A 13,698-nucleotide genomic window follows, 5' to 3' on the forward strand; every position below is an offset into this window, starting at 1 on the left:
TATATTTGTGCTAGTAATGTTCCCTTTGTTCGCTTTGCTGGTCTTAGCTGTTATATTGCTAGTGTACTGCTATATTATGCTGGAGCCAATTGGAAGAGTGAATATCCTGGTGAGGTCAATGGAAGCTTTTGTGGCGATTTCTTCGGCTTTTGCTGCATATATCGCTGCTTATTGGGTTATCCTAAGAAATATCTCGAGGGCACCGTGAATTGATCTGGATATTGCCAACTTTTTGAACAAGCTAGTTTTGCAGGGTATTGTGTGTATTGGCCACGTCATCCAGTGAATAGGAGTGCGTGGGTTTTTGGAGATGGAGTGCTTAGATGAGTTTGAAAATTATATTCTTACTATGTTTTTCACTTTGTCTCCCTGTTTTTATTATTCTTTTGTATATATATTCTGTCTACACAAATAAGAGCGATTTAAAGTTAAAGGAGATGCTTGCTGAAGCGAATTCAGCAGGCAGAAATATTGACGAAGTTTTTGTTTTAGAAAAAAACTTTGCTGCTATTTGTTTTATGTGCATAGGGCCAATGTTTTTAGTTGTATTTTTATCGGCTTTGTTGTTTTTTGATCATACCATTATGAAAACAATCATGTACATATTTGCATTCGTAATGTTTGCGCTTGGATCTGTGTCAGCTTTTTGTGACTATTTTCTTTCGATGATTGTTATTTCAAAGCGTCGTATGTATGTTAGATGTCTTCAGACGTTATATAGGCCGGTTGTTGTTGTGCTTGATGGGAGGTATCGTTACGAGGATATTCGTACTAGCATGTTTGGGCTCTACATGGCACGATATGCCGCCAGTATTTCCATGCCTTCAGGATCATACGTTGTTATAAACGTGAATAATAAAAAGCAATTACGTGATGTGCTTAATCGTATAAACTCTACTTCAGGGGGGGCCGCGGTTGAAGGTGCTGTACCTATATGAGAAGTGTGATCTTCGTGCAATAGACATTAACCGTACTGGCATTTCTAATTAACATGCTGAAATAATTAACTACTCATCTTCCACCATCACCGTTAACGCCCGTTTCGCCTTCCTCCGTGAAAAAACCCTTGAGGAGTACAAAACTGTCCAGGGGAGGGCAGTAGGATGCGAAATAAGGGGTTGTCCGGGGGAAAAGCCCAAGCCCAAATTTCCCCCGGGGAGGGCTTCGGCTACGTTTTCAGTGAAAGTAATGCTATTTTAGCTAGTTTTGGGATGCAGGAAGCTGCATCTCCTGACTTTCAGCAGATAGGGCAGTGAAATCGGTCTGGTTGGAGCAAAATCAGCAAGTTAACGGCCAGCGAAGTCTTTCCCTGGAATCTCGGTGAAATAGCTCGATTTTGCTGAAATTAGCGAGAAAATGGGGTGCTGGGTCGCAGAGTCCTGCGATTTTTCAGTCCTGATCAGTGCCAATATCACAGAAACAGCCCCATTCCTGGTCCAGGAGAAGGGTAGGGTAGGTAAAGTGACGTATCTAACCGTAATAGCATAAGTTTCAAGATACGTTTTTTTTCGCGTTTTTGACTCACCAGTATTTGCCCCTATTCGGAGATATCGCATTTTTTGCCGTTGAAAATGATTAATCAAAAACGATCTAAAGGTGACAGGAAAACATGATAATATATCTGAAAACTCCGCTTTCAGCTAAAAGATTTGCAAACGACATTAAGAGTAGAAAGTGGTAGGTTTTTAAATGAACGTAAATTTGCATTATTTAGCTGTGTTTGTTATTGTAGTTTTTATTTATGCTTTGTTATTGTTTTTATTCTCTGTGTACTTAAATAAAACAAATGATGCAATGAAACAAGTAGAAGGCCGGATTAAGTTAAAGAGAGTAAATGACGACAAAAGTTTTGTGTTAAAAAAAAGTATTTTTGCGTTCTGCTTTACTTGCTTAGCTCCAGTTATGGCCATAGTTTTTTTGCATATGGCGTTAGGTTTTAAACAAGATTCTAGCAAGTTTTTTGTTAATTTATTTATGTTCACTTTGATGGCGATTGGAACGGCAATATTTTTTGGGGATTACTTTCTTTCAATGATGGTTATTTCAAACGGGTCTATGTATGTTAGATGCTTTAGTACATTATTCCGCACAAAAGTCATTCAACTTGATGGCGGTCAGCGGTATGAAAGTCTAAGCGCCGGACCTTTCTTCTATGCGTCATGCTATATGGTTGGCGTCAGGTCTAACTCGAAATCGTTTGTTTTTATGAATGTTAAGAATAAAAAACAATTGCGTGATGTCCTTGAAAGCTTTGGTGCTGCGTAATTATGCCAAAAAGCAGCCCTATGGAAAAACGACATTGGGTGGAGACTGCGATTTCCTGGGGTTTTGGCCCGAGGGGAACCCAAAGGGGGAGTTCTAAGAAAACGTCCCAGGAGGAGCCCGTAGAGAGGGTTGGGGAGGAGTGCCCGAGGGAAAAGCCCAAGCCCAAATTCCCCCGGGGGAGGAGCTTCAGCTGCTTACTTGGGTAAAGTATTGAGATTCTAGCTAGTTCTGGAGTGCAGGAAGCTGCATCTCCTGATTTTCAGCAGATGGGGCAGTGAAATTGGTCTGCTCAGAGCAGAATCAGCTATACAAGGGCTAGTTTGCTTTTTCCCTTGAATCTCGCTGAAGTAGCTCGATTTTGGTGGAATCATCGAGAAAAAGTCGCATCCGGTCGCAGAGTCCTGCGAATTTTCAGTTCCAATCAGTGCCAATACGCCGGAAACAGCCCCATCACCGGTCCTGGGAGAGGGTAGGGCAGACATAGTGACGTATCTAGCTGTAATTCCGACTATTTCAAGTACGCGTTTTCTCGCGTTTTTGACTCACCCGTATCTTCCCTATTCGACAGAATTACATCTTTCGCCGTTAAAAATGATTAATCAGCTTTCATACGACTTCTGTTGACATCCTTTGTTTTTGCTATACGCTCAAATCTGAAACTACGACATCAAAACCGAAGGAGTGTTTTACCCATGCCTATCGCATCTAAATTCGACGCGATGAAACTTCGCACCATGATCACCGAAGGGAAAACCGCGCAGCAAATTATGGATGCCTTCGATATCCCCAAAACCACCCTGAAAAACCATCTCACAAAGCTGATGACGTTGGATGAGAAGTTCTACAAGATCGAAGGGATGGATGCTCGTGTGGCATCGGGAAGCGTGAAGTTTTCTGGTACGGGTCTCCGCCTGTCCCCGACGCTCCTGGCCAACTACGGCTTCAAGCAGGGCGACGAGTTCAAGGTCTCCTGCATGGAAGAGGGGAAAATAGTGCTGGAGAAGAAGTAGCTAGAATTTCGGATAGTTGTGCTGATAGGCCCACGTCGTCCAGGAGAATCGGTTGGCGTGGGTCTTTATTTTAGGATAGAATTATAGCCTTAATTTGAATGAAAAGCGTGTGTTGGCATATAATAAAAATAATAGTCGTCAGAAGGTTGGAAAAAATTATTGTAATTATATACAGATGCTTGCGCATAAAGTATTTGCATATTTTTATTTGCAAGGCAGCACATTCCTGCGCCAATTGTGGATAGTTTTGTGTTTAATGGTACAATAATTGTGTTGTATTTATCTGAATACTTTCTTGCTTCCTTTTCCAAAGATTTACTTGCAGAAAAAGGGTTTGTTAAATCAATAAAAAATGTTGCATCATCTTCTAATTTTTCAGAAAAAATTTCTATCAAGTATTTTTGTGCAAATGAAAACAACTCTTCATTAATTGAACAGGCGGCAGACGAGATGGCAACTCGTATCAATGCGGGCTCACACTGCTCAATAATTTTCTGAGCTCTTTCGACCTCAAAACCGGGGATTATTATAAGGCAATCCCCCTTGGTCGGAAGTATATCTCCGGGAAATCCAATTATTGATCTGATGCTTTCAATGCCCATACTAATCCATGGTGGATTAAAAGAAGAAGATGCGTTGTAAACAACACAGCATGAGGTGTAGTTTTTATTCAGCTGGCTTAAAACTTTCCACAAAATCAAAAGAGCTTCTCGCGTAAAAGTTGTTATGTCGACCAAAATATTACTATTTAGATTATGTTCAATGCTAGCGGCAACTGAGTTATAAATTTTTTTTGCCGTGAAAACTGGATCGGAGTTTTTTAAGGAAATAGCGTCAGTTTTTAATAATTCCGATAATTTTGCGCAATTTTCATTAGAGTGCTTAGAAAACTCTTCAAACTGAAATATTAACGAATTGTCAATATATTTAATCATGTTTGAAGCGGTAGTAAAACATCGATCCTCAAAACTAGCGCAGCATATATATGTAAAACGTCTAGAGGTGATATACGAAGGATAAAACCCATATTTATACTTATTCACAATCTTCCTCCAGCATGGAAAGGAGCGGATAATCCTTAGCAGATTTTTCATGAGATCTTTGTTGGACAAAATTATCTGGATTATCAAGGGCAATCTCTAAAAGTTTAGTCGGCACAGAAATATTTCCAGCGAAGCTGCTAACGTCAAGTGTAAAAAAAGGTGCCAAACGTCTAGCTAGTATCAGCAGTAAAGTTTTTCCAATACCCTCTTTTTTTCCAATGCTTGAAATCCGAAAATATCCGAGTTCAGTACCAAGATTAATCACCGTTTCGAGTCGTTGATTGATTGCTCCTCGAACCAAAACTGAAAAAATTCTGGGCTCAGATGATTTTTCATCTAGGAGTCTCTTCCGGAATAGCATTCCGAGGCCATTAATTAGATTTCGTAAAGAGGAAAAATCATCATTGCAAAATTGGCAGTTTTTTACAGCATCATTTCTGTAGTCCTTGAGAGACTTGTCAAACTCATTCGTAATAAAACTTTCAGACCAATTTTTGATAACATCATCCTGTATATTTACTGGAATATTTTTAATGGGTAATTCAGGTGAAATGGATTTGCATTTAGAGTACATTTCAGCGGCTAATTCCAAAAACCAACGAATAACACCATCGGATAAGCATGTCAAACTATAGAATCCTGCATAGCTAAATTTGCTTGAAGCTTTTTTGGAACTATGGAGCTCCCTCATATAAATTGGGACAGCATATCGAGTAAGGTCATCACTCATTCTATGGCCTCTCCCCAAGCCTGTCTCCCATTGGGTTCTTAAGTCGTTACGGATCCTTTCGAGAGATTGTTCTTGATTTTTATTTTTAGGGAAAAAGTCGAGAGGAGTTGATTCTATTCCACACAGAGAAAATCTTTTAGATATAATAGTTTGGACTTTTGAAGAAAAATAAGTTTTATTGGGGCTGTAAATTGTTGTCAAATCAACTTCAGAATAGTCATGGGGATGTTCAATCTCTACCCCAGAGACTGTGCTTTTTGTCATGTACCTAAATTGTGTTGTAATTTTTAGTGATATTGAGGAGCAGGTTCTGTAAGATACCCAGGTATTAAAAATTTTTTGCATATCTATACCTAATATGTCTGCATCATCAAGCATCAAAAACAGTGGTGCATTTGGCATGAATTTTAACTGCCGTAAGTTTTCGCAGATAGGCACTAAAAAATATAAATAATCAAAAAGAGGCCCAGTATAGTTGCTGTGGGTGTTTGAAAATATTGTGTTCTTTACAAAGTTTAAGGAGGTATAAAGTAACTTGACGGAAACATTGTAAAATGAAAAATTTTCAACGTGACATAAGTCTGATACTCCATTTAGTTTCAAAAGTGGAACAAAAAAATCATTTATGAAAACAGTATACTCTTTCGAAGCATTATTTGATGTCGATGGCTTCTGAATGTAAGATTCTAATTTGTTAAAAAGTTTCATGCAGATATGAAGTATAAAAAAATGCTCTGCGAAAATATTAAATCTATCGCCTGTTAATGATTTTAGTTCGGTTGGAAATCTGGTCGACTTTAATGGAAAATGTATTGCAAAGAAATCAAGTTCATTAAAAAAGCTTATTTTTTTTTCAATAAATTGGACTTCTGGCTCAAGCCATCTCAACATCATACTTTTACCGGTCCCTCTTTGTCCGTGGATAAAAGTATTTTCTTCTCTTCTTATTTGAGGAATGTCGGTGAATGTATCTACAAAGAGACTTGCTATGATGTCTGGAGGCAAACTCTCAGGATTACGAGTCACACTAAAAGGGTTTTCGTGCAAAGGATTACGCATTTTAAATCCTTTTGGTAATTAACTTTTTGAACTTCGTGCCAACTAGTTCCGGGTTAGCCCTGGATACAATGTCACCAGATGTAGGGTAGCCATTGTCTCCAACAATAAATTTATTCTCATACAACAATTCTTGAATTTCACCATCTTCATTAAGTTTGTTGACAGATATTGTGAAATTAATTTTTGAAATATATATAGCCTCACTTATGTAGCGGCAGCAATAAATTCTCTCTTGATTCATTTTATCAAGGCGTTTACAGATTTCGTCTATCATGTATGTTGAATTTTCACCCACAGTGATTTTCTTTTTGACATCTTCAAAAGGAATCCAGTAGTCAATCTTAACTGTTTTCGCCTCCCGATCGACGATTGAATTAATGATATAGCTAGCATATTTGTGACACACTATGCTGGTAAAAGTTTTTATTAATCCATCGGCCAATACACTTTCATCTGCTCTTAATTTCGTTTCGCTAATTTCGTCAGAAAATCGAATTAAACCAGAAATTAGTTTTGGTCTAAATTTTATCGAAAGATAATCACCTGAGAGCTTGTCGAGTTTAGCAATAGTATCAAATGGGGTACCATCTTTTTTCCCAGAATGAGCACCTGAAATAGACGAAACAATGCTTTTTTCAAAAGAGTCTCCTTGAAAAATTGGCCCCATTTTTGTGATAATTGCAGCTACGCTGTTCTCATGGTCTTTCCTGCCATAATACATGCCAGAGTCATGCAATAAAGCGGACAATAAAAGCAAAAAAATTTCATACGGATTTAAAATAATTTTCTGTGTATTTTCGTTTTGAACAATACTTGCGCCCAATAAATCGCCAGCATATTTTATTAAATCATTGACATGGGTCATCCCATGGTCTGTATAATAACCTGAATCAAGAGCCGCATTTATTTTTTCAATTTTAGAAAATATGCTAGCCTCGAGCCAGGTTTTAATGCCTATATATCTATCGAAATAATTGATAGTTCGATCTGGAAAAAGAATTCCCTTGGAATCTGCCTGAAGGTATTGTTCAAGAGGGAGAAGTGTAGTGCTCATTTTAATAAATCTTACACAGTTGTGAAAATATTGAATAGGCAAGTAAGGGGGGAACTGCATTTCCTACTTGTTGTTGCTGGAATCCTATTGATCCGTGAAATGTGAACCAGTCTGGAAATGATTGAATTCTTGCAGCTTCTCGAACTGACAAACCTCTGTCTTTTATTGGATGTATAAGCATATTTTTCCGAAAGTTTCCTATCACTACAGATGGTTTATTTTGTTCAAGCCTATGATAAATACCAGTGTGACATCTAGTCCTATCCCTATAATTTTCCATTAAATTAGCTGGAATATCTTGCCAGTTTCCGCCTGGGGGAATGTATTTGTATCTTTCTATTACCGAGTTCGAATTCATTGTTACGATATTATTTTTACATTTTCCAGAAATTGTCCTGAGGCTTGTGGCATACTTAGAGGGGTGATCTTCACCATAGTCTAACTCATCTACGTTGGCACCATTTTCAATATCTGGCAAGTCTCTAATAGCTTGACTGACCGTAGTTATAGGACAGTTGTTTTCACTGGGAAAAAAAAATCTTTTTTTGTGTAAATTTCCGATAATAAAAAGTCTTGATCGTGTTTGAGGGACTCCGACATGTACTGCATTTATTACCTTGAAAACAACAAGATATCCAACGCGTTCGAGCGCTTTAATTATTTCAAGAAAGAAAAAACCCTTTTCAGTTTCCAGTAAACCTGGTACATTTTCTATAATAACCCAAGAAGGCTTGCTTTTTTCTATAACTGTTAACAGATCAATAAACAACCAATTTGAAGGATTGTCTTTTGATCTTGTCCTTTGGTTTGACGTTGAAAAACCTTGGCATGGAGGGCCTGCAAAAATTAGATCGGGTTTAAAGTCAAGATCGCAAATTTTAAAATCTTTAATATCTACACTCAGCACAGTCGTTTCTGGGAAATTTGCTGAATAAGTGCAGGTCGAATGCTGGTCAATGTCGATCGCTAGCCTGACATCTATCCCTGCTTTTTTTGCGCCAAGAGCCATCCCTCCTGCTCCGCAAAATAAATCCAATGCTTTCATAAAAACAAAACTAAAGTATCACTCAGCTATATTGTCAAATAATATGGGAATTCTTTGTTGAAATTCTGCAAGCAATGGCAACATCAATTCTCTCATTTGAGGATGCGCGGCTGGAGCACATCTTAGCTTAAAAATATGCCTCCATTCTCTTACATTGCATGTCACAATGATTTCAGTTTTTAAACTATTAGGAAGCACACTTCTTGCTTCTTGTGGGGATGCCCCTAGATTAATTAAAGATAAATAACTGTTTTCTGCATTTAACATCCCGTTTTCCCATAGTTTGTACTGCTCAGAATTTTTTTCAAAAAAAACTGGCTTAATGACGGTTATTTCACTTCCAAATTTTTTATTAGAATAATTTGCATATCGAGTACTTTCTTGGCTGTAAGAAGCGAGTCTGTGTCGGACAATTTCATGCGAAACACCTCTATCGCAGACAAACTTAACGGTAATGCCTGAATGTTCTATCACACTGTGATGCCCAGATGCTAGGATTTTTTTACAGAATTCTATCGATGAGCTCTCTGTAATTTTGTCTTCCGATTTGTAGCAGGTTCTTCCTGCCATTTCAATTTTTTTTAATAAATCATGACCATCGGGTATATCAAGAATCTCAAAATATGGCTCTATGATTTTCATGATTGTTTCCTCGATGAGTCTAGAAGTTGTGCTGCTCGCGATCAGGATCTTAACCGCATCAGGCCGTTTGACCACTTGGCCGTAGCCTCATTTAAAATTGAATTAATCGCATACATGGCCGGGGGAGGGCAAGCGCAAGATCCTTAGAAAAAATTGTCTGGTCCATAACATCGAGAAATTATGCTGCTTCCTGCATCACCACATAACCCCTTAATATTTCAACTTAACATACTTAAATAACACACTATTCACATTCTCTCATGCTCCCCAATCCCCGTTTCTCCTCCCTCCGTGAAAAAATCCCAACAAACCCCTTGACCTCCCCGTACCAAATCCGTACTTACCCCGAGCCAACGACGCGCCAACGAAGCCAACGGTTTTGGCCCCCAACTTTTTCTTGGGAACGAAAGATTTGGGGTTGACTTCGGGACGAGTTTGGGGCATTTAGCCTGTTCCCTGATTCTGTTTATAGGACCGTAGCTCAGGGGGAGAGCGCTTGCTTGACACACCACAAGCGTGATTTAACCCCCTAAAATCCTTCCAAAAGCCCCTTCCATAAAGTGATCTCGTTGGCGAGTAGCCAACGGGGTCTTCTTCTTTTATTCAGCCTGGAATTCGTACGTTGGCGCGGCTTTGGTCAGCCGTTGGCGCGACTGTGGCGGTGGCTGCCAATTGGGTCAGGTCTATCCTTCCTTTTACTTGATTTTATTATGATTTTTTCTGGAATTAGGCTGGGTTCTCCGTGTCCGGTAGCAAATACGCGGGGAATCGCGTTTTTGACGCCTCCTTTCTCGTTGACCTCAGCCGTGGAAAGTACCATCCTCCTGAGCCGTGTCGGTACACGTCTAACCATCTAGAATATTGGAATATGAAGCAAGAAAAAATCACTCTCTCTCAGCTCGAGGGCTTCCTTTTCAAGGCGGCTGATATCCTTCGCGGCAAGATGGACGCCTCCGAATTCAAAGAGTTCATCTTTGGTATGCTGTTCATCAAGCGGCTCTCTGACGAGTTCGACGTCAAGCGTAACGAGCTGAAGAAAAAATACGCTCATCTCAAGGAAAAGTATCCCGATAAATTCCGCGAGGTCATCGACAAGAAAGAATCCTATGGCGAGACTTTTTTTGTCCCTCCCCGGGCACGGTGGCACGAGCCCTGGATCGACGAGGAGGGTCAGGAAGTTCCTGCTCTGAAACATCTGAAGCATGACATCGGCAACATGCTGAACAAGGCCATCGCCGCCATCGAGGACGCGAACGATTCGCTTGCCGGGGTACTGAAAAACAATATTGACTTCAACGAGGTCAAAGGGAAGACCAAAATCCCGGATCAGAAGTGGAAGGACCTCCTGGACCATTTCAATGACCCCCGATTTCTACTGGTTAATGACAACTTCGAGTTTCCCGACCTCCTTGGAGCTGCTTACGAATATCTCATCAAATATTTCGCAGACAGCGCCGGTAAAAAAGGTGGCGAGTTTTATACTCCCTCCGAGGTTGTTCGCCTGCTTGTCCAGCTCACAAAGCCCGAGGCAGGAAACAGCATCTACGATCCCACTGTCGGTTCCGGTGGCTTTCTGATTCAAGCCCGGCAATACGTGGAAGACCAAGGGGAAAACCCCAACGATCTCGCGCTGTATGGCCAAGAGTCAAACGGTACTGTCTGGGCCATTTCAAACATGAATATGATCCTCCACAACATTACCCGTTTTTCCATTGAAAACGGTGACACCCTTGAGGATCCTCAGATTTTAGAAAACGGTCAAATCCGAAAGTTCGACCGTGTACTCGCCAATCCGCCTTTCTCCCAGAACTACAGCCGAGCCGGTATGCAGTTCACCAACCGCTTTTGGGAGTTTTGCCCGGAGACGGGTAAGAAAGCGGACCTTATGTTTGTCCAGCATATGATCGCCAGCCTCAAAGGGCAGGGGCATATGGCCACCATCATGCCGCACGGCGTTCTGTTTCGTGGCGGCAAGGAAAAACTGATCCGTGAGCGCTTCATTGAAAACGACATCATTGAAGCCATTATCAGTCTGCCCCCTGGGTTGTTCTATGGGACCGGTATCCCCGCCTGTGTGTTGGTGGTGAACAAAAATAAGCCCGACGAGTATCGGGACAAAGTGCTCTTCATCAACGCGGACAGGGAATACGCTGAAGGCAAGAACCAGAACAAGCTACGGCCCGAAGATATCGAGAAGATTGATCATGTCTTCACCAAAAAGCTGGAGATTCCCAAGTACAGCCGGTTGGTGGACAAGCAGGAAATCGTGGACAAGCACGATTACAACCTGAATATCCGGCGCTATGTGGACAATACGCCTGAGCCCGAGCCTGAAGACGTGAGGGCGCATCTCCTGGGTGGCGTCCCTGTGGTCGAGATTGAAGCGAAGAAGGACACCTTTGCTCAGTTCAAGGTGGACCCCATGGCGTTGTTCGTGAGCAATCGTCCCGGATATGTATCCTTTGCTGGAGTGATCAGCACCAAAGCGAACATCAAGGCCACCTTAGAGGCCGACGCCAATCTCCTCCAGACCATGGCCAAGCACGAAAAAGTCCTTGCGGACTGGTGGCGGGAGGCTCGGGATGTTTTCTCCGGTCTCAGCAATGGGGGCAAATTACCAGAAGTGCGGAGGAATCTGCTCCTCTCGCTCATCAACAAGCTGACCCCGTTAGGCACTCTGGACAATTTTCAGAGCGCCGGGGTGTTCGTGAACTGGTGGCAGAATATCCGCTTTGATCTCAAGACCATCATCTCCACCGGCTGGCATCACACGTTGATACCGGACGACTACCTCATCGCCGAGTTTTTCCAAAAAGAAGCGGATCAGCTTGAGGATTTGGAAGCCAAAATCAGCGAAGCGCAAAGCGAATTGGCTGAGGCTGTGGAAACCGCACAGGAAGATGCCAGCTACGAGCCGGACGAGGATGAAAAAGTCACCGCAGCCACTATTAAGCAATATCTCAAGAGCCTCATAGACGATTTGAAGGATTCCACGAGCGCCTCTGCCCGGCGCGAGGCGAAGCAGTACAAAAACCTGCGGGACACTATACTGACCATTGAGAAGCGCATCAAAGGCCACAAGGATACGTTTAAACTCAAGAAGAAGGAGCTGGAACTCAAGCTGGAACTCAAGCGGGTCGGAGCCGAGGAGGTCAAGGCCGAGTCCAGGGAGCTTCTTACGCAAAACCAACTGCGGATCAAGGGGCTGGACTCCAAGAAAAAGGACGAGAAGAGAAAGATCAATGCGTTGAAAAAGGACATCACCACCCTCGAAGACAGAATTGCCCACGTAGACAGTGTGTTCAAGGCCATAGGCGGGCAGCTTTCGGATGAGGAGGCCAAACGCCTTATCCTCAAGAAACTATATGACGTGGTCAATGCAGAGCTGACCCGTTACCTGAACGCCGAAAAACGGAGCCTGATCCAGGTGTTCGAGAATCTGTGGGATAAGTATGCAATGTCGAGCCGGGCGTTGGAAGCAGAACGCGAGAATACCCTGATTGGTTTGAATGTTTTTATTGAACAATTGGGGTATTTGAAATGAGTAAATCACAACGTCTCGTCTCAAAACGATTTGATCAAATCGGTGAGCTTTATTCAGGCGCTACCCCCTCTACTGCAAAAAGTGAATACTGGGAAGGAGATATAGTTTGGATAACCCCCAATGATCTAAGCAGGCTGAGGACGCCATTCCTTGAGTCCTCGCAAAAGATGTTGACAGCAAAAGGTCTCAGAAGTTGTTCAGCTTATATATTGCCTGCTGGGTCAGTCGTTATTTCTTCACGCGCTCCAATTGGGTACCTCGCTGTCTCTAAAGTTGATTACTGCACAAACCAGGGGTGCAAAAGCATACTGCTCAAAGAAGGGTATGATTCTTTATATATATACTACAATATTCTACATAATATTGACAAGGTAAAGCGTATTGGCGAAGGGACAACATTTGCTGAGATTTCAAAGTCTGCGCTAGCCAATATTGAATTTGACTATATTGTAAATACTAAAGCACAATCCAAAATCGCCGAAATCCTCAGCACTGTTGACAAAGCTATTGAACAGACCGAAGCGATCATCACCAAGCAGCAGCGCATCAAAACCGGCTTGATGCAGGATTTGCTGACCAAGGGCATCGACGAAAACGGCAACATCCGCTCCGAAGAAACCCACGAGTTCAAGGATTCGCCGCTGGGACGGATTCCGGTGGAATGGGAAGCCAATCCTTTTCAGAAAATTGCTACGTATCAAAATGGGAAGGCTTTTCCTTCAAAGTACTACTCAACAAGTGGAGTACCTTTAGTTCGACCTGGTAATTTGCATGCAGATGGCTTTGTCCGCTGGGATGATAGCCATACAACCTACTTGCCGAAAGGTTTTTGGAATAAGAATGAGAAGTACCAAGTTTTTTCGGAAGAAATTTTAATGAACCTGACGGCTCAATCTCTTGAAGATAATTTTCTCGGCCGAGTGTGCTTAACGCCTGATAAAAATCGTTGTCTATTAAATCAACGAATTGCAAGAGTCACTCCAGTCGAATGTGATAAATACTATCTTTTTTGGATATTGCAAGGTCCTCACTTCAGAAATCATGTTGACTCAATCCCTCAAGGGTCTAAAGTCCAGCATTTATATAATGACAACCTTGATAGTGCTTTACTCTTGACACCAACATCTCGAAAAGAGCAGGTTTCTATAGCTGACATACTTGATGAACAATCGAGGAATATAAGAAATTCATGTAACTCACTTTTCAAGCTCCAATCTCTCAAAACAGCCCTCATGCAAGACCTTCTCACAGGAGACGTCCCCGTGACCAACCTTCTCGACGAACAATCGACAATCTGATAAGTGGC

Annotated in this window: 10 protein-coding genes; 5 read left to right on the plus strand and 5 right to left on the minus strand. The window is 41.7% G+C overall.

What is annotated here, in order from left to right; all coding sequences use genetic code 11:
• The first annotated feature begins 323 nt into the window (after nt 1-323).
• The 3 genes from K9F62_11125 (at nt 324) to K9F62_11135 (ending at nt 3,275) form a co-directional block, all read left to right on the plus strand.
• A complete protein-coding gene (locus tag K9F62_11125; protein UJX39282.1) occupies nt 324-938 on the plus strand; it encodes a hypothetical protein in 615 nt (204 codons plus the stop codon).
• 751 nt (nt 939-1,689) lie between these two features.
• The gene (locus K9F62_11130) at nt 1,690-2,265 is read left to right on the plus strand and encodes a hypothetical protein (protein UJX39283.1); all 576 of its coding nucleotides are present in this window, start codon (nt 1,690-1,692) and stop codon (nt 2,263-2,265) included.
• 692 nt (nt 2,266-2,957) lie between these two features.
• Nucleotides 2,958-3,275: a helix-turn-helix domain-containing protein gene (locus K9F62_11135; protein ID UJX39284.1), complete on the plus strand. Its 318-nt coding sequence runs from the start codon at nt 2,958-2,960 to the stop codon at nt 3,273-3,275.
• Nucleotides 3,276-3,364: 89 nt separating this feature from the next.
• On the opposite strand, the gene K9F62_11140 is transcribed toward K9F62_11135, so the two are convergent.
• From K9F62_11140 to thyX, 5 genes are read right to left on the minus strand one after another with little or no spacing between them, the layout of a single operon-like run.
• Nucleotides 3,365-4,318 carry a hypothetical protein gene (locus tag K9F62_11140; protein UJX39285.1) on the minus strand — a complete coding sequence of 318 codons (954 nt, stop codon included), beginning with the start codon at nt 4,316-4,318 and terminating at the stop codon, nt 3,365-3,367.
• The gene (locus K9F62_11145) at nt 4,311-6,107 is read right to left on the minus strand and encodes a hypothetical protein (protein ID UJX39286.1); all 1,797 of its coding nucleotides are present in this window, start codon (nt 6,105-6,107) and stop codon (nt 4,311-4,313) included. Before K9F62_11145 ends, K9F62_11140 begins: the two co-directional genes overlap by 8 nt.
• 1 nt (nt 6,108) lies before the next feature.
• Nucleotides 6,109-7,161: a hypothetical protein gene (locus K9F62_11150; GenBank protein UJX39287.1), complete on the minus strand. Its 1,053-nt coding sequence runs from the start codon at nt 7,159-7,161 to the stop codon at nt 6,109-6,111.
• 1 nt (nt 7,162) lies between these two features.
• A complete protein-coding gene (locus tag K9F62_11155) occupies nt 7,163-8,206 on the minus strand; it encodes a DNA cytosine methyltransferase (GenBank protein ID UJX39288.1) in 1,044 nt (347 codons plus the stop codon).
• An 18-nt stretch (nt 8,207-8,224) separates the two neighbouring features.
• Nucleotides 8,225-8,848 (minus strand): FAD-dependent thymidylate synthase, encoded by a 624-nt coding sequence (thyX, locus tag K9F62_11160; protein ID UJX39289.1) that lies wholly within the window; start codon nt 8,846-8,848, stop codon nt 8,225-8,227.
• Between the two features lie 868 nt (nt 8,849-9,716).
• Here thyX and K9F62_11165 point away from each other — a divergent pair.
• Both K9F62_11165 and K9F62_11170 read left to right on the plus strand, forming a co-directional pair.
• Nucleotides 9,717-12,392: a type I restriction-modification system subunit M gene (locus tag K9F62_11165; protein UJX39290.1), complete on the plus strand. Its 2,676-nt coding sequence runs from the start codon at nt 9,717-9,719 to the stop codon at nt 12,390-12,392.
• Nucleotides 12,389-13,690, plus strand: a complete 1,302-nt coding sequence (locus K9F62_11170; GenBank protein ID UJX39291.1) for a restriction endonuclease subunit S — start codon at nt 12,389-12,391, stop codon at nt 13,688-13,690. Before K9F62_11165 ends, K9F62_11170 begins: the two co-directional genes overlap by 4 nt.
• The last annotated feature ends 8 nt before the right edge of the window (nt 13,691-13,698 follow it).

Origin of the sequence: Desulfovibrio sp. JY, assembly GCA_021730285.1 — a bacterium.
Taxonomy (GTDB): Bacteria; Desulfobacterota; Desulfovibrionia; order Desulfovibrionales; family Desulfovibrionaceae; genus Solidesulfovibrio.